The sequence below is a fragment of the Dokdonella sp. genome, assembly GCF_036518555.1.
In the GTDB taxonomy this organism is placed as follows: domain Bacteria; phylum Pseudomonadota; class Gammaproteobacteria; order Xanthomonadales; family Rhodanobacteraceae; genus Dokdonella_A.
In genome coordinates, this window is sequence record NZ_DATDMY010000132.1 from 16,610 (window position 1) to 41,734 (window position 25,125).

The following is a 25,125-nucleotide window of genomic DNA, read 5'->3' on the forward strand; positions in this document are numbered from 1 at the left end:
ATCGCCGGAAGGGGAGGTCGTGATGCGGTTCGCAAGATGCCTGCGGGACATCCGGGTGGCCGTGCTCGCGTGCCTGTGCGCGCTGCCGGCGGTGCGTACGAACGCGCAGAGCCAATGGCCCGACCAGAACTTCCAGGACGGTTTCGAAGGCATCGTCGGCGGCCCGGCGACGGACGCCGACGCTTCGCGCTTCCTCGCCCAGGCGACGTTCGGCGCGACCGCGGAAGACATCGCGCACCTGCGTGCGGTCGGCTACGACGGCTGGCTTGCCGAGCAGTTCGCCAAGGCACCGTCGACGCAGGTGCCGTACCTCGATTGGGTGCAGGGCCTCTCGTGCGAGGCCGGCGACGACTATTGCAACACCGTCGCCGAATGGGCCGGCACGCGCCTGCAAGCGTGGACGATCAATTCGGTCGGCACCCCCGATCCGAGCCGTGCGCAGCAGGTGCCGACCGACCAGCTGCGCCAGCGCGTCGCGTTCGCGCTCAGCGAGATCTTCGTCGTGTCCAATAGCAACGGCACGCTCGCACAGCAGCCGTGGGCGCTCGCGAGCTATTACGACATGCTCGCCGCCGACGCGTTCGGCAACTACCGCACGCTGCTCGAGGACGTGACCAAGCATCCGGCGATGGGCGTGTTCCTGAGTTCGATCCAGAACCAGAAGGCGAACCCGGAGGAGAACATCCATCCGGACGAGAACTACGCGCGCGAGATCAACCAGCTCTTCTCGATCGGTCTGGTCCAGCTCAACCTCGACGGCACGCCGAAGCTCGTCAACGGACAGCCGGTCGCGACCTACGGCCAGGAAACCGTGCGCGGCTTCGCCGCCGTGTTCACCGGCTGGGACTTCAACAGCATCGGCTGCAGCGTGGACTACCAGGACGGCGTACCGCTCTGCTGCAACAACCCCGACAACCCGTGGCAGTATTTTTACTGCGGGCCGGCCAACCTCGACGACCTGGCGTGGCAGCGCCCGATGGAGCCGGTCGAGTACTGGCACGACGATGCGACCGACAAGCAGTTGCTCGACTATCCGGGCGTCGCCCTGTCGGGCGGCGTGCTCATGCACGGCGGCGATGCGCAGTCCGAGCTCACGGCGGCGCTCGACAACGTGTTCCATCATCCGAACGTCGGCCCGTTCATCGCGGTGCGCCTGATCCAGCGCCTCGTCACCAGCAATCCGACCCCGGCCTACGTCCAGCGCGTCGCGCAGGTGTTCAACGACGACGGCAGCGCATCGCACGTTCGCGGCAACCTCAAGGCGGTGGTGAAGGCGATCCTGCTCGATCGCGAGGCGCGCTACGGCCAGTGGCAGAGGCCGGACACGTTCGGCAAGCTGCGCGAACCGCTGCTCAAGATCACGCAGATGTGGCGCGCCATGTCCGCGCGCACGCCGACCGGCGATCCGCGCTACAGCGGCCGTTCGGGCAACCTCGACACCTGGCCGCCGATCATCGAACAGATCGGCGAGGCGCCGTTGTACTCGCCGACCGTGTTCAACTTCTTCAAACCCGATTTCGCGCAGGCGGGCGAGGTGCGTACGCGCGGCCTGGTCAGCCCCGAATTCCAGATCCTCGGCGATACGACCTCGACGGCGATGCCGAATTACCTGTTCCACCAGATCTTCTGCAACTACACCGCGAGCGACGCCTGCTGGGACGCGAGCGATCCGCAGACGCTGCAGATGGACGAAGCGCGCGACGCGCCGCTCGCCGCGAGCGATCCCGCCGCACTCGTCGACCGCTACAGCCTGCTGCTGATGGGCGGGCAGATGTCGCCGTTCATGCGCGGCGTGCTCGTCGCTCGCCTCGCGTCGATGGCGCCGGGCGACTACGACGACATCGGTCGCGCGCGCGTGCAGGAAGCGCTCTATCTCATCTTCAACTCGCCCGAATACTCGATCCAGAAATGAGCCGCGCCGCCGGTTTGCCCGCGTCCGCCGAGAGGAACCACCCATGCACGTGAATCGACGTGAATTCCTGCGCCGGAGCATCTGCGCCGCGCTCGGCGGCGCCGGCCTCTACGGTGCGCTCGGAAACCTGCGCCTGATCTCCGCCGCGGCCGCCGCGCGTCGATACGCGTTCGGCGACTACAAGGCTCTCGTGTGCGTGTACCTCTACGGCGGCAACGACAGCTTCAATACGATCGTGCCGTGCGACGCCGCGCATTATCCGGTCTACCAGAGCACGCGGCAGGGGCTCGCGCTCGCGCAGGCCGAGCTGCAGGCGAACGTGCTGTCCCCGCTCGCTGCGCAGGGTGGATTGCCCGGCGGGTTGCCGAGCGATGGCGCGACCTACGCGATGCATCCGTCGATGGGCCAGGCGGCCGGCGGCAATGCGGGGCTGCGCGGACTGTTCAACAGCGGCAAGGCCGCGATCGTCGCCAATGTCGGCACGCTGCTGTACCCGATCACGCAGCAGCAGTACCAGGACGGCTCGGTGTCGACGCCGTCGCAGCTGTACTCGCACGACGACCAGACCAACCAGTGGCAGACCTCGCGCCCCGACGACGCCAACGCGAACGGCTGGGGCGGGCGCATCGCCGACATGCTCTACGGATCGAACGCGGGCGGGTTGCCGATGAGCATCACGCTGTCGGGCGAGAACCGCTTCCAGCGCGCGGCGAGCGTCAACCAGTTCGCCGTCGACGCGTACGGCGCGGCGTTCGCCGCCGCCGGTGTCGACGACCAGGGCAACCCGGTCGATTTCTTCCGCGTGCAAGGCATGAGCTTTCGCGGCGACGGTCCCGAATCGTGGCTGGTCGGCAACGGCAACGATCCAGGGCGCGCCGCGGCGTACGACGCGCTGCGCGCAGGCGGCACGCAGACGCACGTGCTCGAGCGCGCGTTCGCCGACACCGCGAACCGTTCCATCGCCAATGCGGTGCTGCTCAACGCTGCGATGACCGGCACGCGGCTTGCCACGCCGTTCCCCGACACCGATCTCGGCAACCAGCTAGCGGCCGTCGCGCTCATGATCAAGGTGCGCGCGGCGCTCGGCATGAGCCGCCAGGTGTTCTTCGTCTCGGTCGGCAACTACGACACGCACGGATCGCAACTCACCGACCAGGCGGACAACCTGCTGCAGCTGTCGCAGGCGCTCGCCGCATTCCATGCTGCAACCGTCGAGATGGGCGTGGCCGACGGCGTCACCGCGTTCACCGCGTCGGATTTCGGGCGTTCGCTCGCCGTCAACAGCGACGGTACCGACCACGGCTGGGGCGGACATCATGTCGTGGTCGGCGGCGCCGTGCGCGGCCAGCGCTTCTACGGCACGATGCCGTCGCTCGCCCAGTACGACGAGGCCCAGCCCGGCAACGGCAATCCCGACGATACCGGCTACGGCCAGATCATCCCCACGCTCGCCGTCGACCAGTATTCGGCGACGCTCGCGCGCTGGTTCGGCGTCGACGCGGGCGGCATCGCCGATCTCTTCCCGAACCTCGGCCGCTTCCCGGGCGGAGGCGACCTCGGCTTCATGGCCTGACCGCGCGATGCGCGCGCTCCTTCTCGTCCTCGCATGCTGCGCGGCCCAAGCGCAGGCGCGTTCGTTCACCGTGACGGCGAACGAGGACATGACGTTCTCGCCCGCGCAGATCGAGATCTACCAGGGCGACACGATCCGTTTCGTCAACAATGGCGGCCTGCACAACGTCCGCGCCGACGACGGCAGCTTCACCTGTGCGCTCGACTGCAACCTGCACAACGCGCCGAGCAGCCAGCACTGGCAGGTGTCGGTGCGCTTCAACCGCCTCGGCGACGTGGGCTACTACTGCGAGCAGCACGGCGACCTCACGAGCGGCATGCGCGGTGCAGTGACGGTACTGGATCGAATCCTCGTCGCCGGGTTCGAAAAGGTATACCTGCCCGAATAGCGACGCACGTCGCATCGTACTGCGCGGTTGTTGCGCCGCGGCGTTGCGTGCGTGCGCATCAGCCCATAACCTCGGGTGCGCGGCTTTGGGGGCCGCGCGGGCATCGTCGATGTCCGCTTCCTGACCACATGAGGGAGAGCCATGGGTAAGGTCTTGTTGGGAGCGTTGTTGCTCGGCTGCGCGTTCGCGGCCACCGCCGGCGCGGCGCCGGGCGGAGTTTCCGTGCATCTCGACGCGTCGGCCGTCGCCGCCGACGTCGGCAGCGGCAAGCTCGTCTTCACGATGACGAACGAAAGCGCGTCGGCGCTGCACGTGCTGCGCTGGCAGACGCCGCTCGACGGCGTCACGTCCGACCTGTTCGACGTCGAACGCGACGGCGTCGCGGCCGCCTACATCGGCCCGATGTACAAGCGGGCGACGCCGGGCGCGCAGGACTACGTCGAACTGAAACCGGGCGAGTCGCGCACGGTCGATGTCGATCTCAGCGCGTACTACGACATGAAGGCAGGCGGGCAGTACACGGTCCGCTACGTGCGCGATGCGCAGAGCGCGCTGCTCGAGGCGCTGCAGGCATCGAAAGCCGGGGTCGCGGCGACCGTCGCGATCGATAGCGATGCGGTGACGCTGTGGGTCGACGGCGCGCCGGGTGCGCTCGATGACGGCGCGGCGGCGCAGGGCATGCCCGGCGTGCTCGCCGCGAGCAACAGCTTCGTCAGTTGCAGCAATACGCGCCAGTCGCAGCTCGCGACCGCACGCAATTCGGCGGTCACGTACGCGACCAACGCGAAGAGCTACCTCGACGCGGGCACGCGCGGCAGTCGCTACACCTGGTGGTTCGGTACCTACACCAGCAGCCGCTATGGGACGGTTCGCTCGCACTTCACGAACCTGAAGAGCGCGTTGTCGTCCCAGCCGTACACGTTCGACTGCAGCTGCACCGACCGCAACACGTACGCCTATGTGTACCCGACGCAGCCGTACCGCGTGTACCTGTGCGGCGCGTTCTGGTCGGCGCCGAATACCGGCACCGATTCGCGTGCGGGCACGCTCGTGCACGAGACGAGCCACTTCAACGTCGTCGCCGGCACCGACGACTGGGCCTATGGCCAGACCGCCGCGCACAATCTCGCGTTGAGCAATCCGAGCCATGCGGTCGACAACGCCGACAACCACGAGTACTTCGCCGAGAACAACCCGGCGCGCAATTGAGTCCCCGGGGGCCGCTGCGGCGGCCCCCGTTTCTCGCGGTCATCCGGGAGCGCTGCCCGCGGGCCTGCATGGGGTGAATCCGTCACATCGGCGGCGGCGCGTCGGGAGCCGGGCGGTCCGTGCCCGCACGCGTCGCGAGGCCGTTTCATCCACACTCGCCTGGGACGATCGGAACCGTCACAATGCCGTGTCGCTCCGGTCGCCACGCGCATGCCCGTCGAAATGCCCCCGATCACCCGCGTCCTGCTCATCGCGAACGTCGTCGCCTACCTGCTGCAGCAGGTGTTCGGCGATGCGCTGCTCGTGCACTTCGCGCTGTGGCCGCTGGGCCCATCGCCGTACGGCGACGTGCCGGGGTTCGAGCCGTGGCAGCTCGTCACCTATGCGTTCCTGCACGGCAACTTCGCGCACATCGCGTTCAACATGCTCGCCTTGTGGATGTTCGGCGGACCGATCGAACAGTTGTTCGGTTCGCGTCCGTTCGCGCTGTACTACGCCGTGTGCGTCGTCGGCGCGGCACTGACCCAGCTCGCGGTCGTGCACTTCTTCGACGGCGGTTACCAGCCGACGCTCGGCGCTTCCGGCGGCGTCTTCGGCCTGCTGCTCGCGTACGGAATGATGTTCCCGCACGCGCGCATCCTCGTCTATTTCGCGATCCCGATGCCCGCGTGGCTGTTCGTGACGCTCTATGGCGGCCTCGAACTGTTCCTCGGCGTCACCGGCTCGCAGGTCGGCGTCGCTCATTTCGCGCACCTGGGCGGACTCGCATTCGGCTTCGTGCTGATCCAGTACTGGCGCGGGCGCCTGCCATGGAAGCCGCGGCGCGTCCTGCGTCGCTGAGGCATCGATGGCGACGCAACCGGCGGGCCTGGCCGACTGGCTCGACTACCAGCAGCGCCTGCATCCTCGCGCGATCGAACTCGGCCTCGATCGCGTGCGCGAGGTGTGGCGGCGGCTCGGCGCGCCGGCGCCGGCGCCGCTCGTCGTCGTCGTCGGCGGCACCAACGGCAAGGGCTCGACCGTCGCCTTCCTCGAGGCGATGCTCGCCGCCGACGGTCGGCGCGTCGGTGCGTACACCTCGCCGCACCTGCAGCGCTACAACGAGCGCGTGAGAGTCGCCGGCGAGGAGGTCGACGACCGCCTCCTCGTCGACGCGTTCGCGCGCATCGAGGCGGCGCGCCTCGCGACGGCCGGCCCGGCCGATCCGGCCATGGCGATCGAGCTCACCTACTTCGAGTTCGGCACGCTCGCGGCGCTGTGGATCTTCGCCCATGCGGAACTCGACGTCGCCGTACTCGAGGTCGGCCTCGGCGGCCGGCTCGACGCGGTCAACATCATCGATGCCGATGCGTCGATCGTCACCACGGTCGATCTCGACCATCAGGACTGGCTCGGCAACGACCGCGACAGCATCGGGCGCGAGAAGGCCGGCATTTTCCGCGCCGGCCGCCCCGCGATCGTCGCCGAATCGGACCCGCCCGCGGCGTTGCTCGATGCCGCGCAGCGCATCGGTGCGGACCTCCGGCGTGCGGGCCGCGACTACGCCTGGGAGACCGCTGCGGGTTCGATGCAGTGGCGCTGGCGCGGGGACGGGGCCGACCTCGTGCTGCCCAAGCCGGGGCTCGTCGCGCCGTGCCAGCACGCGAACGCTGCCGGTGCGATCGCGGTACTGCGCGCGTTGCGCACGCGCCTCCGCTGGAATCCGGCGGCGATCGCGCGCGGTGTCGCGGATGCGCGCGTCGGCGCGCGGCTGCAGCGCTTCGACGGCGATCCGGAATTCGTCGTCGACGTCGCGCACAACCCGCAGGCAGCGCGCGTGCTCGGCGACTGGCTGGGTCGCGAGCCCGCGCGCGGCCGTACGCTCGCGGTGTTCGGTGCGCTCGCCGACAAGGACGTGCGCGGCATCGTCGCTGCGGTCGCTGCCCGTGTCGATCGCTGGTATCCGGCCGGACTCGATCGGGATTCGCCACGCGGACTCGATGCAGAAACACTCGCGAGGCTGGTCGGGGAAATCGCCGGCAGCCGCGTCGCCGCCGCGAGTCCCGACGTCGGCACCGCCCTGGCGGCAGCCCGGGCCGACGCGCGGCCGGGCGATCGCGTGCTCGCGTTCGGATCGTTCTTCGTCGCCGCGGCCGCACTGGCGTTCGTCGCGCAACGCTGAACGCGGGGGCCGTCGCGTGCGGGATCGTTGCGCCGGGCGCGTATAATCGCGCCGTCGCCCGAAGCGGATCGCTCATGGATCTGTCGTTGAAACAGCGCCTGCTCGGCGCCGCGGTGCTGATCGCGCTGGCCGTGATCTTCGTGCCGATGCTCATCTCCGGCTCCGCGCCGCAGAAGTCGGCCGAAATGGAGACGTCGACGCTCGCGATCCCGCCGGCTCCTGATCGGGAGTTCCAGACGCGCGTGCTGCCCGTCGATCCGTCGGCGGCCAATCCGACCGCGGCGTCGACGCCCGCACCGCCGCCGGACACGATCGCGACCGTCGATACATCGACCGCGCCGAAGCCCGCGCCGCCGGTGGCGGCCGCTCCGGCCGAAGTCGCCAGCGCCGCGCCGTCCAAGCCTGCGCCCACGATGCCGGAAGCCGTCAAGCCGCAGGCCGCCAAGCCGGAGCCCGTCGAAACCGCCAAGCCGATGCCGGGGCTGGCCGCCAATGGCCGCTATTACGTCCATCTGGGCGTATACGCGAGCGACAAGAACGCCCGCGACCTCGTCGCGAGCCTCAAGAAGGGCGGTTTTCCGGCGTCGGCCGAAGCGAGCGAGTACCAGGGCAAACCCGCCGAACGCGTGCGCGTCGGCCCGTTCGCCGATCGCGCTGCGGCCGAGGCAGCGAGGCTGCGCATCAAGCAGGCGCAGCCGGGCGTGCCCGGAAGCGTCGTCGCGGCGATGGAGGACGCGACGTCCGATGCGCCCGCCAACGCAGTGCCGGCGGCGCGCGCCGGCGGCTGGGCCGTGCAGCTCGGTGCGCTCAAGACGGTCGATGATGCGAACAAGCTGCGCGATCGGGTCAGGAATGCGGGCTTCGTCGCGTTCGTCGACAAAGTCGACGCGAGCGGCACGGCGCTCTGGCGCGTGCGCGCGGGACCGGAAGTCGATCGCGCTGCGGCGGAGAAGCTGCGCGCGGGCATCAAGGACAAGCTCAAGCTCGATGGCATCGTCGTGACGCAGTGATGAAGCCGGGAACCTGGAATCGGGAACCTGGAATCGTCGGAGGGCGTGACGACGCGCCGTTCGGGTTGCATCCGGTCCGGCGCGCCGATGGCCGGTTCGCGGCGTCCCGATGAACTGGGTCGATTACACGATCGTCGCGGTGCTCGCCCTATCGGTGCTGATGGGGCTCTGGCGCGGGTTCATCGGCGAGGTCCTCGCGCTGGCGATATGGATCGCCGCATTCTGGACCGCATGGATGGTCGGGCCCGCCCTTGCAGAGCGCTTTTCCGCCAGCATATCCACCCCGTCGGTGCGCGTGATCCTCGCCTACGTCCTGTGCTTCGTGGCGGTGCTGATCGCGGGCGCGATCGTCACCTTCCTCGTACGCAAGCTGGTAGAGGGCAGTGGCTTGTCGGGCAGCGACCGGCTGCTCGGCATGGTATTCGGCCTTGCGCGCGGGCTGGCGCTGGTCGTGCTGGTCGTGCTGCTGCTCGGCTTCACGCCGTTCGCGCGCGACCCGTGGTGGCACCAGTCACAATTGCTGCCCGGCTTCGAGCGCGGGGCGCAATGGCTCGCCGCGCGTCTGCCGCAGGAGGTCGCGCGACATCTCGAGCCGGTGCAGGGCCTGCTCGAGCCGTTCGTGCGACCGGCCGCGCCGGCCGCTTCGCCGGGCAAACCTGCCGCGCCCGGCGGCACGCCGGCCGGCAGCAGCGACACCGCCGCCGTCCAGACCCCATCCACTTGAAGTAGCCAGACAACTATGTGCGGAATCATCGGTATCGTCGGCAAGTCGGAAGTCGCCTCGGCGCTCTACGACGCGCTCACCGTCCTGCAGCACCGCGGCCAGGACGCCGCCGGCATCGCGACCGTCGACGGCAATCGCCTGCGCCTGCACAAGGGGCAGGGGCTCGTGCGCGACGTGTTCGACGAGTCGAGCATGCTCGCGCTGCGCGGCAGCGTCGGCATCGGCCATTGCCGCTACCCGACCGCGGGCTCGGAGGGATCCGCCGAAGCGCAACCGCTGTACGTCAACTCGCCGTACGGCATCGCGCTCGCGCACAACGGCAACCTCATCAACACCGATGCGCTGCGTCGCGAGGTGTTCGAGGACGACCGGCGCCACATCAACACCGATTCGGATTCCGAAGTGCTGCTCAACGTGCTCGCGCACGAACTGCAGATCCAGGACCGGCGCCAGCTCACGCCCGACCACATCTTCAAGGCCGTTGCCGGCACGCACGCGCGCTGCGTCGGCGGTTACGCGGTCGTCACGATGCTGCTCGACTACGGCGTGCTCGCGTTCCGCGATCCGCACGGCATACGCCCGCTCGTGCTCGGCGAGCGCGACACGGCGGCCGGCAAGGAGTACGCGGTCGCGTCCGAATCGGTCGCGCTCGACATCCTCGGTTTCCGCCTGCTGCGCGACGTCGCGCCCGGCGAAGCCGTGCTGCTGACGCTCGACGGCCGCCTGTTCGCGCGCCATTGCGCGGAGCCGGCGAGGCACGCGCCGTGCATCTTCGAGTACGTCTACCTCGCGCGTCCGGACTCGATGATCGAGGACGTCTCGGTGTACAAGGCGCGCCTGCGCATGGGCGAGAAACTCGGCGAGAAGATCCTGCGCGAGATGCCCGATCACGACATCGATTCGGTGATCCCGATCCCCGACACCTCGCGCACGGCCGCGGTTCCGCTCGCGCAGATCCTCGGCGTGCCCGTGCGCGAAGGCTTCGTGAAGAACCGCTACATCGGCCGCACGTTCATCATGCCGGGGCAGAGCGAGCGCGTGAAATCGGTACGCCGCAAGCTCAACCCCATCGGGCTGGAGTTCCGCAACAAGAACGTGCTGCTCGTCGACGATTCGATCGTGCGCGGCACCACGTCCAAGCAGATCATCCAGATGGCTCGCGAGGCCGGCGCGAAGAAGGTCTACCTCGCCTCCGCCGCTCCGCCGGTCCGCTATCCGAACATCTACGGCATCGACATGCCGGTCACCGCCGAACTCGTCGCGCACGGTCGCAGCGTGGAAGAGGTCGAGCGCATCCTCGGCGCGGACCGGCTCATCTACCAGGACCTCGACGATCTCGTCTGGGCCGTGCGCGACGGCAACGACAAGCTCGTCGACTTCGACACATCGTGCTTCTCGGGCGAGTACGTCACCGGCGTGGAGCCGACCTACCTGCGCGACCTCGAGTTCGCGCGATCCGATGGCGCGAAATCGCAGCGGCGCCAGGCCGGCTGAACGGAACCGATGCGCGAAACTGCGTGTCCGGTCCGCGCGCCGGGCGACGTTGGACAGGGATAATCAGGAAGCGGCGCTCCGAAGCGCCGGTGCCGCGGGCCCGCGGCACGACGACGGAGTGCGAGCATGGCCGGCAGCGCGAAGGAGAATGTGTTCGATGCCGCCGCGCGCTGCCTCGCGTGCGCGGATGTCGCGCAGAAGCTCGAGCTGACCCGCGTCGTCGCGGGCGCGATCATCGCCGGCGAGCTCGCCACGGAGGCGGATGCGGCCGCGCCGCGCCCGATCGGCGATCCGGGTCGGCCCGCGCGCCCGCGGCTCGTCCCGCCGCGCGAACTCGCCCAGCGTGGCCTCGGCTCCTCGAGCGGCCGGGCTGCACTCGTGCATGCCGTCGCACACATCGAGTTCAACGCGATCAACCTCGCCTGGGATGCGGTCTACCGGTTCCGCGGCATGCCCGCCGACTACTACAGCGACTGGGCGCGCGTCGCCGACGACGAGGCACGCCACCATGCGTTGCTCGCGGCGCGCCTTGTCGAGCTCGGCCATCGCTACGGCGATTTCGATGCGCACGACGGCCTCTGGGACATGGCCGTGCGCACGGCCGATTCCTGCCTCGCGCGCATGGCGCTCGTGCCGCGCGTGCTCGAGGCGCGCGGCCTCGACGTGACGCCGGGCATGATCGCGCGCCTGCGCGCCGTCGGCGACGACGCGACCGCGGACATTCTCGAGACGATCCTGCGCGAGGAGGTCGCGCACGTCGCCGCGGGATCGCGCTGGTACGCCTGGTGCTGCGCGCGCGAGGGGCTCGATGCACCGGGGACGTTCCGGCGCCTGCTCGACGAACACATGCGCGGCAGCCTGCGCGGCCCGTTCAACGTCGATGCGCGGCTGCGCGCGGGCTTCACGCCGGCGGAGTTGGCCGGGCTGGACGAAATCGCCGCATGACGGCCGCGCGCTGGCGGTACACGGCGTTCGCCGCCGCGCTCGTGGCGGCCTGGTCGACGTTGTTGCTGTGGGCCGCGGGCGTCGATCCGCGCGAGCCGTTCGCGCCGACGCGAACGCATTCGCTGCCCGGCAGCCGCTACCACGCGGTGTTCGGCACGGCGTCGCCGGAAGCGCAGCGGCTGCGCGTCTCGGCCCCGGCCGACGACTTCTCCGCGTTGCAGACGACCGGCGTGCCGGAGCTTGCAGCGGAGGCATTTCCGATCCTGCACTATTCGTTCACGGACTTTCCGCGGACGCTCGAAGTGTCCTTCGTGTTCCGCACGAGCGACGCGCCCGACGACGTGCAGGCGATCCAGCTGCCGCCGCCCACGGGCGGGTCGGCGACGGTCGACCTGTCGCGCGTCGCAGCCTGGCGGGGAACGATCGTCGAAGTCGGATTCTCCCAGTTCCCCGTCGCGCAACTGGTGCCGCCCGAGCAGGGGTTCCGGCCGTTCGAACTCGAAGGAGCGCGGCTCGAGTCGGATTCGTGGCGCGGGCGCCTCGCCGCGACATGGTCGTCATGGTTCGCGCATTCGCCATGGCAGCTCATCTCGGTGAGCGCGATCGGTCCCAGCGAAATCGGCGACACCACGGCGCATGCGCCGCGTCCGCCGCTCGTGGTGGCACTCGCTCTCGGCCTGCTCGCCGCGATCGCACGGCTCGTCCTGGGTTGGCGCGCAGAGCGCCTCGCGCGGCTCCTGTTCGTCGCGGCCGCGACGGCCTGGGTCGCGCTGGATGCTGCCTGGCTGCGCGAACTCGCCTATCGACGCGAAGTCGACCGCGCGATATGGGGTTCGGTCCCGTTCGCCCAGCGCCAGGCGCACGTCGCCGATGCGCGCACGCTCGCGGCGGCCGAACGGTTGAAGGCCTTGCTCGCGAACGATCCGCCGACGACGCGCGTGCTCGTCAATGCGGAGACGCCGCACGAGATCTTGCGCTTCATCTACCTCGCGTCGCCGATCAACGCGGCGAGCCTCGGCAGCTACATGGGCGCACCGTACGCGCGCGTGCCGAGCGGCACCGTGCTGGTCAATTACCGCGTCGACCGGCCGCGGCCGCTCAACGACGTGATGCGCATCGGCATGCGCAAGGTGCGGGTCAAGGTGATCGATCGCTACGAGGACATGGTCGTGTACCGCGTGGAGGCGGTCATACGATGAACGTGCTGCCCGGCCTCGTCGTCTGGATCGCGCCGCTCGTGCTCGGCAGCGGACTGTGGGCCGCCGCCACCGGCTGGCCACGCCGTCGCGGCGCGCTGGCGATCGTGCTCGGCGGCGGATGGATCCTCGGCGCGCTGTCGTGCGGATTGCTCATGCGCGCGTTGTGCGCGACGGACCTGTCTGCGGGACTGTCGCGCGTCGGAACGGCGGCCGTCGCGATCGGCGCCGCGGGCTGGGCCTGCGCGTGGTGGCTGCGCGAGCGGACGCCGCCGCCGGCGATCGCGTCACCGGCGACGCGCGGCATGCGGATCGCCGCGGTTTTGATCCTGCTCGTGCTCGCATGGCGCGCCTGGCTGTTCGCTTCGGACATCGTCGCTCATCCCACGTTGCCGTGGGACGCGTGGGCGGTCTGGCAAGCCAAGGCCAAGGCGTGGGTTTCGGCCGGCCACGCCTCGCCCTATGTTCCGTTCGCGCGCTGGATCCTGCAGCCGCAACTGGACCTGCGTACGGCCTCGGCGTGGAGCTACCCGGAGCTGCTGCCGTGGACCATGACCTGGTTCGCGGTCGATACGGGCTGGCTCGAACCGTGGATCAACCTCGCCTGGCTCGGCCTGTGGGCGGGGCTGCTCGCAGCCCACTATGGACAGTGGAGGGTGCTCGGCGCAGCGCCGATCCACGCACTCGCCGGGGTCTACCTGCTCGCGTCGCTGCCGCTGCTCGATGCGCACGTGGCGCTCGGCGGCTATGCGGACCTGTGGGTCGCTGCGCTGATGTCGCTCGGGGGGCATGCCTGGCTCCGCTGGCGCGCGGCGCGCGAGCATCGGCAGCTTTCGATCATCGCGGCGGCCGTCGTGCTCCTGCCGATGGTCAAGCTCGAGGGCGCGATGTGGAGCATCGTGCTCGGCGTCGCCGTCGTATTCGGCGCGCTGCCCACGCGCATGCGCAGCAAGCGCTTCTTCGTCGGGGCCGCCGTCGCGGCATTCGCGATCGCGCTGTGCGCGACGTTGAGCCTGCCATGGGTCGAGGTGGCGCGCCGCTACGTGCACGGCGGCATCGTCGTCGACGGCGGCAGGGTCGCCGAATCCCTCGATGCGTTCGCCCATGCGCTGTGGGGCCAATGGAACTGGAACCTGCTCTGGTTCGCGTTGCCTGCCGCGTTGTACTGGAAGCGGGCGCGCTGGTCGCAGTCGACGGCGACACGGCGGATGGTCGTGCTCGTCGCGGTGCCGCTGCTGCTGATCGGCGGCCTGTTCGCGTTCACGACGGCATCGCGCTACGCGCAGAGCTATTCCGCGGTCAACCGGCTGCTGTTGCAGTTGACGCCGATGCTCGTCAGCCTGCTCGTGCTCGCATTGTGGCTGCCTGCCGAGGATCACGCGACGGAGCGCGTGCCTCCGGAGGCCGACGCGTCCGCATAGATCGCGCGTACCGTTTGCACGCAGCGTTCCAGCGTGAACCGTTCGTTCCACCGCGTGCGCCCGGCGTCCCCGAGCCGCGCGCGCAGCAGTGGGTCGCGCAGCCGCGCGAGTGCGGCCGCGAGCGCGGCCGGATCCCCCGGCTCGACCAGCAGGCCGGACTCGCCGCCGGCGACGACGAAGCCCACGCCCGACCCGGGTATCGCGCTGGCAACGACCGGAACGCCGACGCGCATCGCTTCGAGCAGCACGAGCCCGAATGCCTCGCCACGATCGAGCGAGGGCAGGACGAGGGCATCCGCTCCCGCATACGCGGCGCCGAGTGACGCGTCGTCGACGTCGCCGGCGAAGGCAACGCGCGCTTCGACGCCGCGCGATCGAGCGAGCGCGCGCAACTCGCCGGCGCACTCGCCGTCGCCGACGAGCAGCAGGCTGGCGTCGGGCATCGACGGCAGGGCCTCGATGAGGACGTCGAATCCCTTGTAACGCCCGAGGCGGCCGACCGCGAGCAAATGCATGCCGCCGCTCGCGGGCCACATGTCGCGACGCGGAACGACGGTGGCAGCCGGCTCGATGCCGAGCGGCACGATGCGCACCTTCGAGCTCCATCGCTGCAATGCGCGGCTCGCCTCGAAGTACGGCTGCGACGTCGCGATCACGGTCGTGGCGCGCGCGAGCACGGCCTGCTCGAACGGCCGATAGAAGCGATAGCCGGCGCGCAGGCGCCAGTCCGGCGCGTCGGGCGGCACGTCGGCGTGCCAGTGCACGACCCATGGCAGTCGCCGCGCGGCCGGCAACGCGAGGGCCGCGAAACACGATGGGTTGGGCAGGTGCAGGTGCAACAGGTCCGGCGCGAACTCGCGCAGTGCGCGCGCGAGCTCGATGGGGAAGGTGGGGCTCACGGGCGTGTACACCGGTGCCGCGATGCACCCCGCGCGGCGCACGTCCACGCCCGCCATCGTCTCTCGCATGCCACGCCAACGCCCCGGCGCCTGGTGAACGAGCACGGCGACCGCGTCGCCGGCGCGCACGCACGCTTCGGCAAGGGCCTGGGTATGCCGCTCGATGCCGCCGCGCTGCGGCGCGTAGTACTTCCCCAGATGCAGGATGCGCATGCGCCGGGACGGCACTCAGCCGTCTTCGTCGTCGACCGCCGCATCCGGAGGCGCGACGCCGCCGAGCCGGGTCAGTTCCTGTTCGAGGATCGCGAGCTTCTGGGTCAGGCGACGGATCCGGCGTTCCTGCTTCGAGCGGTCGATGTCGAGCTTGAGCAGGCGGATGAGCACGAGGGACAGGCCGATGATGATCGGCAGCACCGGCGCATAGAAGATGCCGGTCTGGTGGCCGAGCCAGACCACGATGCCGGGGAACACGCCGAGCACGAACGTCGCCGCGGCGATCACGAACCACCACACGGCGTACGGACCGTGCAGGTGGTCGCGGCGCACGAGGAAGAGGATCGCGCCCGCGAGGGCGACGCCGAGGATCGCCGATGTGATCTGGCCGGTCAGCATGCGGTGCAGCGTTCCTGCAAGGGCTTCTCCTTGCGGCGTCCGGCATCGATCTGCGCCAGGCAGAGCACGGTCGTGTGCATCATGTACCGCGCGACGACGGGCCAGGAGGCGAATACGCGCGAATGGCCTTCGCGGCGAGGCAGCATCGGCACCGGCGTCTCCTCGATGCGCAGGCCGTTCTTCGCGAGCAGCATGAGCACGCCGACGTCCTGGTAGTCGAGCAGGCTGGCTTCGGGCCCGGCGAGGATCGCCATCGCCCGGGCATCATACAGGCGCAGGCCGGACGTGAAGTCGGCCAGCCGCAGCCCGGTGAGTGCCCGCAGGTACAGCCAGGCGACGCGCTTGGCGCGGCTCAGGCGATCGATGCAGGTGCCGATGACGATGTTTGCGGCGGTGCGTTGCTGCGCCTCGAACAGCGCGGGCAGCGACGCCGGCTCGTGCTGGCCGTCGGCATCGAGCGTGATGACGCCGGCGTAGCCATTGCGTCGTGCATAGCGGATCCCGGTCTGGGTCGCTCCCCAGGCACCGAGCCCGAAGGTCAGGCGCAGCGACTCCGCGCCGGCTGCACGCGCGGCCTGGCCGGTCCGGTCACGACTCGCGTCGTCCACGACGAGCACCGCGCAGCCGAGTGCCTCGCGTACGCCGGCCACAACCGCACCGACGGTGGCCGCCTCGTCGCGTGCGGGGATCACCGCCAGGCAATCGGCGGCACGGAGGGCGGGCGGGCGAGCGGTCACGGAAACCGGGTGCAGCAGAGGGGACGGCGATTCTGCGCATCGTGCCTGGCGAGGTCAACGCCGACCGGTGGGCTAGCGCGGTCCCTGGAGCGCGGGCCGGAGCCGGACGTGATCTCTTTCGAGGGGGCCTTCCGTATATAAGTCCGGCAGGCCGCCGTAGCGTGTCCGGTTTCCCTCCGCTCGTGCGTCATTGAGCTGCGTGGGCTGGAGGCGATGCGCCGCCGGCCGGGTCCGGACCCCCGAAATCGGGGTGTCCGTCTCGAAACTGGATGGTCGGCCAGGCCCACGCTCGGTTCGTGTTGACACGGTGTTAAGACTTCACTATCGTCCGCGCGGATCGGGCTTGGTTGACCACTAAACCAATGGGGACGGGAGTAATCCACTCCGCCCGAGACACTCTGGGAGATTTTCCATGAATGCAAAGATGAAAGTCCTGTCGATCGCTCTCGTTGGCCTCTGCGGTTTCGCGGGTAGCGCGATGGCGGCCTGCCCGGCCGGTCCGACCACGGCCGAAGGTGGCGCGTGGACGAGCAAGTCGGTTCTGCCTCCGTCGACCTCGACGCTCGCCGTCACCACCCCGGGTCTCGACGCGACCGAGTGCGCGCTGAGCTCGTCGCTCGGCCCGAGCACGACCGCTTCGGCGTTCGTTCGTTACAACCATGCGGCTTCCGAGCCGAACTACCGCTTCCAGTTCCTCGTCGACACGACCGCCCTGTCGAGCTTCAGCGCGACGGACAACGTGGTCGTGTTCCAGGCGCCGGCGACGACGGCTGCGAACGGCTTCAACCGCCTCCTCCGCGTCTCGCTCGTCGCGGGCCCGGCCGGTGCGAAGCGCGTGCGCTTCATCGCGCAGTGCGGCACGGGCACGTTCTCGTGCGGCCAGACGTTCGCGACCGACCTGATCGCCGGCGTCAACCGCATTGAAGGCAAGCTCACCGTCGGTGCAGGTGCTGCCGGTCAGCTCGACTACTGGGTCAATGCGGCAGCGGGCACGACGGAGCCGGCCGCTTCCGGTACGATCGCGAACCTCGACAACGCGGCGTGGGGCGGCGTGTCCGCCGCTTCGCTGGGCCTGACGGCGCCGAGCGCGGCGTACAAGACCAACCACCCGACGCAAGTCGTGAAGTTCGACCGTTTCGATTCCCGCCGCCAGACCTACATCGGCAGCTGATTTCGTAACCCAGCTTTAAATAATCGAATAGGAGTGACGATACATGAAGCGTAATCTGCTCTGTGGTGCGACCGCCCTGGCGGCGCTGTTCAGCATGTCCGCCGGTGCACAGACCTGCGCGTCGCCGGATACGAGCTGGCATCCGGATGCGGCGGGCACCCCGGCGTTGTCGGGTACGACCTGCGGACACGAGGCCGGCATCATCAGCGTGTGTCAGGGTGCTGGCGGCGCGCCGGCTGCGGCCTACGTCGCGCAGGTCACGATCGCCGACGCTCCGGGCGGCTCGTTCACGAACATCGACTTCACCGGCGGCGCCGGTTACGCGATCAGCGCGTACCTCGTCCCGACGTCGAGCGGCTGCAATGCCGACGCGGCGTGCACGACGGTCGGTGATGCGACGACGAACATGCTGCACGGCGACATCCCGGCCGGTTCGTACTTCCTGATCATCACCGGCGCTGACTTCGACGCGCCGGGCGCTTGCGGCCCGTTCACGGCTGCTGCGGACGGCACGCTGCCGGTGACCCTGCAGAGCTTCACGGTGGGCTGATCGCCGACCGGCGTTGAGTGATTCGACCCACCTGCGGCAACGCAGGTGGGTTTTTTATTGGACGTGATTCCCAAAGGCCATGCTGATCCTGACGCCCTTTTTCCTGTCCGTGCTCGCCGCGGCAACGAGTTCGCCGACGTCCCACCTCGTGATCGAGCCGTGCCTCGCTGGCGAGCGCCAGCAGTTCGAAACCGTGCCATGCGAGATTGCGCTGCGCAATTCCGGCGACAAGCCGGTCCACATCACCGACGCGCGTTCGGTCTTCGAGTGGGATTCGATCGATCCGAAGGTGACGGTGCCCGCACATGGTGCGGCCTACCTGAAGGCCACCATCGCGACGCGCGATGCTGTGGGATTCAGCAAACATTCGTTCCGGATCACGACCGATGAACCGGGTGTGCTCTCGCAACGGGGCGCGAGTGTCCATGTATTCGTCTCGACCGTGCTCGACCAGGCCGCACCCGCGCTCGATTTCGGCGCGGTGAAGCTCAGCGCAGGTCCGGTCAGCAAGGAGATCGCCCTAAGCAGTCGCGAAGTCCCGGACTTCCGCATCCTCGGGATTGCGTCGAAACCCGACTACGTCGATGCCGTGGTCGGTACCGACGGCAAGACACTGCGTGCGTCGATCAGCAAGAATGCCCCCTGGGGCCTCGTGCACGACAAGATCAAGCTCAAGATCAATGCACCGCAGCAGCCGGAAGCATGGGTCACGGTCGATGCGAACGTCATCGGCGAGATCGCGGCCAACGGCAATCCCTTCGCGTTCGGGCTCATGAGAACCAATGCGAAGAACGAATTCCTCATCCGCCTCACGAGCGAATCGGGCAAGGACTTCAAGATCGGCAGCGCGAAGCCCGATCATTTCGAGGGCAAGGTCGACGTGGTGCCCTGTACTCCGGAGGCGGCGGGTTGCCGGATGCTGCATGTACTCGTTTCGAACGAGCAGCAGCAGGGCCGTCTGCAGGGGAAGATCCTCGTCGATCTGCCGGAGTTCAAGCGGGTGCTGCCGGTCGATGTCGTCGGCATGCTGCTGGCACCTGAAGTGAAAGTGCACGATCTCAACAAGGAGCTCGAGAAGGCGACCGACACCGGAGGCGCGTCGCAGGCATCCGCTACCGTCCCCGGCAACTCGATCGACCTGAAGCAGGCGATCAGCCGAACTGCCGCGGCCGCGGAAACCGCGGCACCACCGGGCGATGGCCCGCTCCTTCGCTGGGCAGTCGCGAACGACGGCTCTGTCTACGGGTACATCATCTATCGAGCGGACGACGAGCACGGACCTTTCCTGCGCGTCAACAAGGAGCTGATTCGCGCCGGCGGCGGTTCGCCGAAGGAGGGCGTGCAGTACCAGTGGCGGGACGACTCGGCCGTCTCCGGCCACACCTACTGGTACCAGATCGGCATGGTCAAGAACAACGGCGAGAAGCAGCCGCTCAGCGGCGCGCAGAAGGTTACGGCCAAGTAGCCCGCCGTCCGGCCCGCATGCCGCGCAGGATCCCAACCTGCGCGGCAGGTGCGCGCGCTGCAACGCTCCAAGCCTTCGCAGCCGCCCCCTCGTGCCCGCGTGACGCCGACGAGCCTTGCGCGCGGCATTCTTTCAGTCGGGCACGTACGCCTTCGTGCGAGCGGCCATCGTAGTCGCGCGAGGATGAGGGCGTAGCGTCTCGCGTCGTGCGCCGGCTGGCCACGCGTGCGGGCACAGTCACATTCTTCCCCCACTTCACCAGGCCGCGGAGGCATGGCGCCTTGACGGCTGCCGCCGCGGCTCGGCGGCGCGCGCCCGCGACACGCTTGCCGTCGACGCGACGAAACCGCTGTTGCAATTCCTCGCGCGCCCGGATCCGCAGGCCGGCGCGCTGCGACGATCGCGCCGACGGGGCGCCCTCTCTTCGATGCGGCGACGACGATCGGCGCAGGACCCGCGCCGCACGCGCACCGGCGGTTGCGCCGCTCGAGGCTGCCGCACCGGGCGGGGAGGAGCTGCGGTATCTCTCCTCGCACCCGGAGAAAGCAGACAGCGTTCTACACGACCAACGACTGGGTCGACTACCAGCACTTTCCATTCACATCGTCGATGCCGGTTCGTCTCAACGATGGCGCAGAACAATCCTGGCTCGCTCGGCGCGCGATCGTGGGCGTACGGTTACGAGTACGCGGTCTACAACCACGTCGGCCGCGGCTTCCAGGGATTTGGCAAGATCATCCAGACGCAGATCGCGCCGGGTTCGTACCAGCCGCTGCAGATCGCGACGACGTACGCGCAGAAGTTCCCGCTCGCGGGCCAGATGCTCGAGCGCAGGGTCGGCATCCCGCCGGCGGTGGGCACGGGCGTCCTCACGCCGATCTCGATCGAGACGAACACGTGGTCGTGTTACGCCGCGGAGACCAGCAGCAATCCGCTGCCGCGCACGGGGTCGTGCGCGATGAAGGAGCAATGCGTGCATCGCCACCGCTTCGAGAGCCAGCAGCATGCCATGCGCGTGATCGGCGACTGGATCGGGTTCTACAACAGACGGCGCCCGCACCAGGCATTGGGAGTGGATACGCCGGACGAGGCATTCAAATTGGCAGCGTAACCTGAGCAGAAACCGCTGGGTCATTACATGCTCGGCAACTCGCTCTCGAAATCCGGCTACAGCACGACGCGGCGAACGCCTATCGCTACGCCAAAAAGGGAGCCGGTAGCAGTGGCCATGCGGCACATGATAAATTGCTGCGTCGGGGACACGTCCACGGAGAACGCCCATGATCGCGCGCATCGCTGCACTGTTGGTTGCGTTGCTTGTCGGGGTCTGCGCGCTGCCTGTAGCGGCCCAGACGTGCGCCTCGCCTGAGGTATGGCACGTGTTCCCCGGCGGCACTCCGCCGCTGACGGGCACGACCTGCGGACACGAGACCGGTATCATCAGCGTCTGCCAGGGCGCGGGCAGCGCGCCCGCGCAGGCGTTCGTCGTCGGTGGCCTGACGGTGACCGCGGATGCGCCGTTCACGCAGATCGATTTCACCGGTGGTGGGGGCTATACGCTCTCTGCGTATCTCGTTCCGCAATCATCAGGATGCAATGCGGACGCTGCGTGCACGACCGTCGGCGATGGTTCGACCAACATGCTCCACGGCGACATTCCGCCAGGTACGTACTACCTCATCATCACCGGTGCGGATTTCGATCCACCCAACGCCTGCGGTCCGTTCACGGCCAGCGCCGATGGTCCGCTGCCGGTGACGTTGCTGGGTTTCAGCGTCGACTGACACACGAAAGTCTGCGGGCGGCTTTTCCTCGAAGCGGAGATACTCGATGAATCCGTACAAGACCCTGATGGCGGCGAGCGCGATGGTTGCGTTGGCTGCGTCATCCGCGAACGCGCAGACCTGCGCGGATCCTCTGGTATGGACCTTTCCCTCGAATTCGCCGCCGCTGACGGGCACGACCTGCGGACACGAAACCGGCATCATCAGCGTCTGCCAGGGTGCGGACAGCGCGCCGGGACAGGCATTCATCGCGTCGATCACCGTCACGGCCCAAGGCACGTTCACGGACATCGATTTCACCGGTGGCGCGGGCTACGTGCTGTCCGCGTACCTCGTGCCGCAGGCGGCGGGCTGCAATGCCGACGGTCCCTGCACGACGGTCGGTGACGCGAGCACGAACATGCTCCATGGCGACATACCGCCCGGGGCCTACTACCTGATCATCACGGGCGCGGATTTCGACCCTCCGAATGCCTGCGGTCCCTTTACGGCGGCGGCAAACGGCACTCCCGTGTCGCTGCAAGCCTTCAGCATCGACTGATACGGGCGCGTCCGCGATCCCCGCGCGCGGGGCCGCACTCGCCGCTTCAGCCGAGGCGGCTCAGCGAGGTTTCACCGCTGCGGCAGCGCAATACGCTGCCGTGTTCGTACCAGTCGCCGAGCACGATGCGCTCGGCGGGCTGGCCGTCGAGTTCGAGCCGATGCTGCGCCGGTCGGTGCGTATGGCCGTGGATGAGGCGGCGCACACCGTGCGCGCGCAAGGTCGCTGCGACCGCGTCCGCGTTGACGTCGGTGATCGCGTCGTCCACCGAGCGCGTGTAGCGCTGGCTCTCCGCGCGCGCCTGCGCCGCGAACGCGCGGCGTTCGGCGAGTGGCCGCGCGAGGAACGCGCGTTGCCAGGCGGGCGTGTGCGATTGCGCGCGGAACGCCTGGTACGGCGCATCGTCGGTGCAGAGCGTGTCGCCGTGCATGAGCAGCACGCGCTCGCCTTCGATGTCGACCACGCTGCCGTCGGGCAGCAAGGTCATGCGTGCGCGTCGCGCATACGCGTCGCCGAGCAGGAAGTCGCGGTTGCCGTGGATGAAGAAGGTCGGCACGCCGCTCGCGTGCAGGCGTGCGAGCGCCGTGGCGACCTGATCGGCCGTCTCGTCGCTCGCATCGTCGCCGATCCACGCCTCGAACAGGTCGCCGAGGATGAACAGCGCGCCCGCCTGCGACGCTTCATCGCGCACGAACTCGACGAATAGTCGCGTGATGTGCGGCCGACTCGAATCGAGGTGCAGATCGGAAACGAACAGGATCGTCACGTCACCCCCGCGCGCCCTTCGCGATCATCCGTGCCGGGCGCGCGGGTGTCGCGTTCCATCATCGGCCAGTCGACGCAGCGGCATGCGATGGCGGTCGCCCGTACGCATGAGCAGCGTGCGCGGCTCTCGTCGCGCACGCCGCTCGGAATCGCGGACCTCGCCACGACGAGGCTCAGGGCAGGACCGTGACCTTCTCGATCACGACGGCGGTGGTCGGCACGTCGCTGCGGAACGGACCCTGCGCGCCGGTCGGGATCGCGCGGATCTTGTCGACGACGTCCATGCCGGCGACGACCTTGCCGAACACGCAGTAGCCCGGGTTCGCGTCGCCCGCGTAGTCGAGGCGCGGGTTGTCCACGGTGTTGATGAAGAACTGCGCCGTCGCCGAGTTCGGATCGGCCGTGCGCGCCATCGCGAGCGTGCCGCGCAGGTTGCTGAGGCCGTTCTTGGATTCGTTGACGACCGGCGCGCGCGTCTTCTTCTGGCGCAGGTCCGGCGTGAAGCCGCCGCCCTGGATCATGAAATCGGCGATCACGCGATGGAAGATCGTGCCGTCGTAGAACCCGCTCTTCGCGTAGGCGAGGAAGTTTTCGACGGACTTCGGCGCCTTGTCCGCGTAAAGCTCGACCGTGAGTTCGCCGAGGCTCGTCTTGATCTGCACTTTCGGGGTGGCCTGGGCGTCGGCGGCAGCCGCCTCGGCCTTCGCGGCCGGCTTCGTGACGGCCTTCGTGCCGGTGGGCTTCGCGGCCGCTGGCTTGGCAGCGGGTTTGGCGGCGGCCTTCGGCGTCGCGGCGGGCTTGTCGGCCGCGCCCGTGGCCTGGGCGAGGGCGAAGGCGGGCAGCATGAGCACGAGTGCGAGCAGCAGTCGCTTGATCATCGGGATTCTCCGGTGCGGTGCGGAAGCGGAAACCACAATGATAGGGGCTCGCGCGCGGCGCGTCAGCCGCCCGCGTTCCCCGCGACTCACGCCGCGGCCTTCTCCAGCGGCCGTACCTGCAGCTTCAGGTCGAGCAGCTTGATATGGTCGCGCTCCTGCTCGAGGTCGGCGCGCGTGAGCGGGTGCTGGTCGAGCCAGCGCTCCGGCAACTCCAGGCGCAGCAGGCGGTCGTCGACGGCGAGGCGCAGCGGCGGCAGCGGCTCGGTCGTGCGCGCACGCTCGAGCAGGGCGGCGAGCCGCAGCAGCGCGGTCACGCGTCGCGCCGGCTGGCGCAGTCGCTCGGGCAGCGCCTCGATCGTGTCGCGATCGGGCTTGCGACGATGCGAGCGGATGATCGCCGCGAGCGCCTGCTGGCCCTGACGGCTGAAGCCGGCGAGATCCGAGTTCGCGACGATGTAGGCGCCGTGGATGTGGTGCAGGCTGTGCGCGATCGCGAGGCCGATCTCGTGGATGTCCGCGGCCCAGCCGAGCAGGTCGCGTTCGAGGCCGCCCAGTTGCCAGTCGTCGGCGACCTGCTCGAACAGTTCGAGCGCGGCGTGGTGCACGCGCGCGGCCTGTGCGCGATCGACGCCGTAGCGCGAAGCGAGCGCGGCGACGCTGCCCGCGCGCGGGTCGCCGTGCAGCGCGCGACCGACCACGTCGTAGAGCAGTCCCTCGCGCATCGCGGTCTCGCACACGGCCATCTGCTCGAGGGCGAACGTCGCGAACACCGCTTCGAGGATCGCGACACCGCCCGCGATGATCGGCGTGCGATCCTCGGCGAGACCCGCGAGCCGCAGCGCGTCGACGCTGCCCGCATCGAGGATCGCCTCGCGCAACAGTGCGAGCGACGTGGCCGTGATGCCCTGGTCGCTCCAGCCGTTCGCCTGCACGATGCTGCCGATGGCCTTGGCCGTGCCGGACGAGCCGATCGCCTCACCCCAGCCGCGCGCGCGGTAATCCTCGGCGAACTGCTGCAGTTCGACCGCGATTTCGGTCTGTGCCTGGCGCCAGCGCTTCGGCGTGAACTTGCCGTCGCCGAAGAAGCGCAGCGTGCTCGCGACGCAGCCGACCTGGATGCTTTCGGTCTCGAGTGCGTCGAAGCCTTGGCCGATGATGAACTCGGTGCTGCCGCCGCCGATGTCGACGACGAGCCGGCGCTGGCTCGAGCGCGCGAGATCGTGCGCGACGCCGAGATAGATCAGGCGCGCCTCCTCGCGGCCGCTGACGATCTCGATCGGATGGCCGAGCGCGGTCTCGGCCGGCAGCAGGAACGCCTGCGGGTTGGCCAGGCGACGCACGGAGTTGGTCGCCACCGCGCGCACGCGTTCGTGCGGCAGCGCGCGCAGGCGCTGGCCGAAACGCGCGAGGCAGGCGAGCGCGCGCTCGCGGTAAGCAGGGTCGAGGCTGCCGTTCGCGCGCAGGCCCATGGCCATGCGGACGCTGTCGCGCAAGCGGTCGATGATGCGCAGCCCGCCATGTTCGTAGCGGGCGACGACGAGGTGAAAACTGTTGGAACCGAGGTCGACCGCCGCGAGCAGTTCGCCGTCACGCAGTCGGGTGGCAGTCGCGTCCTTCACAGGTGCGGCTCGCAGGGGGTCCGGACCGGATTGTCGCACGGCCCCGGCGGTGGCGGCAGCCGCGACGCGTC

24 protein-coding genes are annotated in these 25,125 nt (G+C 69.1%); 18 read left to right on the forward strand and 6 right to left on the reverse strand.

Translation table 11 applies throughout. The features are described from left to right. The first annotated feature begins 22 nt into the window (after positions 1-22). The 12 genes from VI238_RS07760 to VI238_RS07815 all read left to right on the forward strand — a co-directional run bounded on the left by VI238_RS07760 (position 23) and on the right by VI238_RS07815 (position 14,033). Positions 23-1,912, forward strand: coding sequence for a DUF1800 domain-containing protein (locus tag VI238_RS07760; protein ID WP_331650125.1), 1,890 nt, complete (start codon positions 23-25; stop codon positions 1,910-1,912). Positions 1,913-1,955: 43 nt separating this feature from the next. Next, positions 1,956-3,485, forward strand: coding sequence for a DUF1501 domain-containing protein (locus VI238_RS07765; protein WP_331650126.1), 1,530 nt, complete (start codon positions 1,956-1,958; stop codon positions 3,483-3,485). Between the two features lie 7 nt (positions 3,486-3,492). Next, entirely contained in the window at positions 3,493-3,873 is a 381-nt protein-coding gene (locus VI238_RS07770; protein WP_331650127.1) for a cupredoxin domain-containing protein, read from the forward strand. Positions 3,874-4,014: 141 nt separating this feature from the next. Further along, positions 4,015-5,082, forward strand: a complete 1,068-nt coding sequence (locus VI238_RS07775; RefSeq protein ID WP_331650128.1) for a M35 family metallo-endopeptidase — start codon at positions 4,015-4,017, stop codon at positions 5,080-5,082. 210 nt (positions 5,083-5,292) lie between these two features. Next, positions 5,293-5,922 (forward strand): rhomboid family intramembrane serine protease, encoded by a 630-nt coding sequence (locus VI238_RS07780; protein ID WP_331650130.1) that lies wholly within the window; start codon positions 5,293-5,295, stop codon positions 5,920-5,922. A gap of 7 nt (positions 5,923-5,929) precedes the next feature. Then, positions 5,930-7,243: a bifunctional tetrahydrofolate synthase/dihydrofolate synthase gene (gene folC, locus VI238_RS07785; RefSeq protein WP_331650131.1), complete on the forward strand. Its 1,314-nt coding sequence runs from the start codon at positions 5,930-5,932 to the stop codon at positions 7,241-7,243. Between the two features lie 74 nt (positions 7,244-7,317). After that, positions 7,318-8,253, forward strand: coding sequence for an SPOR domain-containing protein (locus VI238_RS07790; protein ID WP_331650133.1), 936 nt, complete (start codon positions 7,318-7,320; stop codon positions 8,251-8,253). Positions 8,254-8,362: 109 nt separating this feature from the next. Then, positions 8,363-8,977, forward strand: coding sequence for a CvpA family protein (locus VI238_RS07795; protein ID WP_331650134.1), 615 nt, complete (start codon positions 8,363-8,365; stop codon positions 8,975-8,977). Positions 8,978-8,992: 15 nt separating this feature from the next. Then, positions 8,993-10,471 carry an amidophosphoribosyltransferase gene (purF, locus tag VI238_RS07800; RefSeq protein ID WP_331650136.1) on the forward strand — a complete coding sequence of 493 codons (1,479 nt, stop codon included), beginning with the start codon at positions 8,993-8,995 and terminating at the stop codon, positions 10,469-10,471. A gap of 126 nt (positions 10,472-10,597) precedes the next feature. Next, a complete protein-coding gene (locus tag VI238_RS07805) occupies positions 10,598-11,416 on the forward strand; it encodes a ferritin-like domain-containing protein (RefSeq protein ID WP_331650138.1) in 819 nt (272 codons plus the stop codon). Then, positions 11,413-12,615, forward strand: a complete 1,203-nt coding sequence (locus VI238_RS07810) for a hypothetical protein (protein ID WP_331650140.1) — start codon at positions 11,413-11,415, stop codon at positions 12,613-12,615. The genes VI238_RS07805 and VI238_RS07810 overlap by 4 nt, the downstream gene beginning before the upstream one ends. Continuing rightward, positions 12,612-14,033 (forward strand): hypothetical protein, encoded by a 1,422-nt coding sequence (locus VI238_RS07815; RefSeq protein ID WP_331650142.1) that lies wholly within the window; start codon positions 12,612-12,614, stop codon positions 14,031-14,033. Before VI238_RS07810 ends, VI238_RS07815 begins: the two co-directional genes overlap by 4 nt. Here VI238_RS07815 and VI238_RS07820 read toward each other — a convergent pair. From VI238_RS07820 to VI238_RS07830, 3 genes are read right to left on the reverse strand one after another with little or no spacing between them, the layout of a single operon-like run. Next, a complete protein-coding gene (locus VI238_RS07820; protein WP_331650143.1) occupies positions 13,988-15,145 on the reverse strand; it encodes a glycosyltransferase in 1,158 nt (385 codons plus the stop codon). The two genes, VI238_RS07815 and VI238_RS07820, sit on opposite strands and share 46 nt — an antisense overlap. Before the next feature lie 15 nt (positions 15,146-15,160). Next, positions 15,161-15,544, reverse strand: a complete 384-nt coding sequence (locus VI238_RS07825; protein ID WP_331650145.1) for a DUF2304 domain-containing protein — start codon at positions 15,542-15,544, stop codon at positions 15,161-15,163. After that, a complete protein-coding gene (locus VI238_RS07830; protein ID WP_331650146.1) occupies positions 15,538-16,236 on the reverse strand; it encodes a glycosyltransferase family 2 protein in 699 nt (232 codons plus the stop codon). Before VI238_RS07830 ends, VI238_RS07825 begins: the two co-directional genes overlap by 7 nt. A 469-nt stretch (positions 16,237-16,705) precedes the next feature. On the opposite strand from VI238_RS07830, the gene VI238_RS07835 reads away from it, so the two are divergent. From VI238_RS07835 to VI238_RS07860, 6 genes are all read left to right on the forward strand, one after another. Further along, positions 16,706-17,452, forward strand: coding sequence for a hypothetical protein (locus VI238_RS07835; RefSeq protein WP_331650148.1), 747 nt, complete (start codon positions 16,706-16,708; stop codon positions 17,450-17,452). Between the two features lie 43 nt (positions 17,453-17,495). Further along, a complete protein-coding gene (locus VI238_RS07840) occupies positions 17,496-18,002 on the forward strand; it encodes a hypothetical protein (RefSeq protein ID WP_331650150.1) in 507 nt (168 codons plus the stop codon). Positions 18,003-18,081: 79 nt separating this feature from the next. Next, on the forward strand, positions 18,082-19,467 hold the full coding sequence (locus tag VI238_RS07845) for a hypothetical protein (RefSeq protein WP_331650152.1): 1,386 nt from the start codon (positions 18,082-18,084) through the stop codon (positions 19,465-19,467). 628 nt (positions 19,468-20,095) lie between these two features. Beyond that, on the forward strand, positions 20,096-20,578 hold the full coding sequence (locus VI238_RS07850) for an integrase core domain-containing protein (protein WP_331650154.1): 483 nt from the start codon (positions 20,096-20,098) through the stop codon (positions 20,576-20,578). A gap of 169 nt (positions 20,579-20,747) precedes the next feature. Further along, positions 20,748-21,251, forward strand: a complete 504-nt coding sequence (locus tag VI238_RS07855; RefSeq protein WP_331650156.1) for a hypothetical protein — start codon at positions 20,748-20,750, stop codon at positions 21,249-21,251. Positions 21,252-21,318: 67 nt separating this feature from the next. Beyond that, positions 21,319-21,792: a hypothetical protein gene (locus tag VI238_RS07860; RefSeq protein ID WP_331650158.1), complete on the forward strand. Its 474-nt coding sequence runs from the start codon at positions 21,319-21,321 to the stop codon at positions 21,790-21,792. Between the two features lie 46 nt (positions 21,793-21,838). Here VI238_RS07860 and VI238_RS07865 read toward each other — a convergent pair whose 3' ends face one another. From VI238_RS07865 to VI238_RS07875, 3 genes are all read right to left on the reverse strand, one after another. Further along, complete coding sequence (locus VI238_RS07865; RefSeq protein WP_331650160.1) at positions 21,839-22,558, reverse strand: UDP-2,3-diacylglucosamine diphosphatase; 720 nt, start codon at positions 22,556-22,558, stop codon at positions 21,839-21,841. A gap of 172 nt (positions 22,559-22,730) precedes the next feature. Then, complete coding sequence (locus tag VI238_RS07870; RefSeq protein ID WP_331650162.1) at positions 22,731-23,435, reverse strand: peptidylprolyl isomerase; 705 nt, start codon at positions 23,433-23,435, stop codon at positions 22,731-22,733. A gap of 86 nt (positions 23,436-23,521) precedes the next feature. Continuing rightward, entirely contained in the window at positions 23,522-25,054 is a 1,533-nt protein-coding gene (locus VI238_RS07875; RefSeq protein ID WP_331650164.1) for a Ppx/GppA phosphatase family protein, read from the reverse strand. Positions 25,055-25,125: the final 71 nt, after the last annotated feature.

What these genes read in the sequence shown, in the direction of transcription:
- VI238_RS07760 (WP_331650125.1), top strand. Translation starts at nt 23, where the DNA reads ATGCGGTTCGCAAGATGCCTGCGGGACATCCGGGTGGCCGTGCTCGCG.
- VI238_RS07765 (WP_331650126.1), top strand. Translation starts at nt 1,956, where the DNA reads ATGCACGTGAATCGACGTGAATTCCTGCGCCGGAGCATCTGCGCCGCG.
- VI238_RS07770 (WP_331650127.1), top strand. Translation starts at nt 3,493, where the DNA reads ATGCGCGCGCTCCTTCTCGTCCTCGCATGCTGCGCGGCCCAAGCGCAG.
- VI238_RS07775 (WP_331650128.1), top strand. Translation starts at nt 4,015, where the DNA reads ATGGGTAAGGTCTTGTTGGGAGCGTTGTTGCTCGGCTGCGCGTTCGCG.
- VI238_RS07780 (WP_331650130.1), top strand. Translation starts at nt 5,293, where the DNA reads ATGCCCGTCGAAATGCCCCCGATCACCCGCGTCCTGCTCATCGCGAAC.
- folC (WP_331650131.1), top strand. Translation starts at nt 5,930, where the DNA reads ATGGCGACGCAACCGGCGGGCCTGGCCGACTGGCTCGACTACCAGCAG.
- VI238_RS07790 (WP_331650133.1), top strand. Translation starts at nt 7,318, where the DNA reads ATGGATCTGTCGTTGAAACAGCGCCTGCTCGGCGCCGCGGTGCTGATC.
- VI238_RS07795 (WP_331650134.1), top strand. Translation starts at nt 8,363, where the DNA reads ATGAACTGGGTCGATTACACGATCGTCGCGGTGCTCGCCCTATCGGTG.
- purF (WP_331650136.1), top strand. Translation starts at nt 8,993, where the DNA reads ATGTGCGGAATCATCGGTATCGTCGGCAAGTCGGAAGTCGCCTCGGCG.
- VI238_RS07805 (WP_331650138.1), top strand. Translation starts at nt 10,598, where the DNA reads ATGGCCGGCAGCGCGAAGGAGAATGTGTTCGATGCCGCCGCGCGCTGC.
- VI238_RS07810 (WP_331650140.1), top strand. Translation starts at nt 11,413, where the DNA reads ATGACGGCCGCGCGCTGGCGGTACACGGCGTTCGCCGCCGCGCTCGTG.
- VI238_RS07815 (WP_331650142.1), top strand. Translation starts at nt 12,612, where the DNA reads ATGAACGTGCTGCCCGGCCTCGTCGTCTGGATCGCGCCGCTCGTGCTC.
- VI238_RS07820 (WP_331650143.1), bottom strand. Translation starts at nt 15,145, where the DNA reads ATGCGCATCCTGCATCTGGGGAAGTACTACGCGCCGCAGCGCGGCGGC.
- VI238_RS07825 (WP_331650145.1), bottom strand. Translation starts at nt 15,544, where the DNA reads ATGCTGACCGGCCAGATCACATCGGCGATCCTCGGCGTCGCCCTCGCG.
- VI238_RS07835 (WP_331650148.1), top strand. Translation starts at nt 16,706, where the DNA reads ATGAAAGTCCTGTCGATCGCTCTCGTTGGCCTCTGCGGTTTCGCGGGT.
- VI238_RS07840 (WP_331650150.1), top strand. Translation starts at nt 17,496, where the DNA reads ATGAAGCGTAATCTGCTCTGTGGTGCGACCGCCCTGGCGGCGCTGTTC.
- VI238_RS07845 (WP_331650152.1), top strand. Translation starts at nt 18,082, where the DNA reads ATGCTGATCCTGACGCCCTTTTTCCTGTCCGTGCTCGCCGCGGCAACG.
- VI238_RS07850 (WP_331650154.1), top strand. Translation starts at nt 20,096, where the DNA reads ATGGCGCAGAACAATCCTGGCTCGCTCGGCGCGCGATCGTGGGCGTAC.
- VI238_RS07855 (WP_331650156.1), top strand. Translation starts at nt 20,748, where the DNA reads ATGATCGCGCGCATCGCTGCACTGTTGGTTGCGTTGCTTGTCGGGGTC.
- VI238_RS07860 (WP_331650158.1), top strand. Translation starts at nt 21,319, where the DNA reads ATGGCGGCGAGCGCGATGGTTGCGTTGGCTGCGTCATCCGCGAACGCG.
- VI238_RS07870 (WP_331650162.1), bottom strand. Translation starts at nt 23,435, where the DNA reads ATGATCAAGCGACTGCTGCTCGCACTCGTGCTCATGCTGCCCGCCTTC.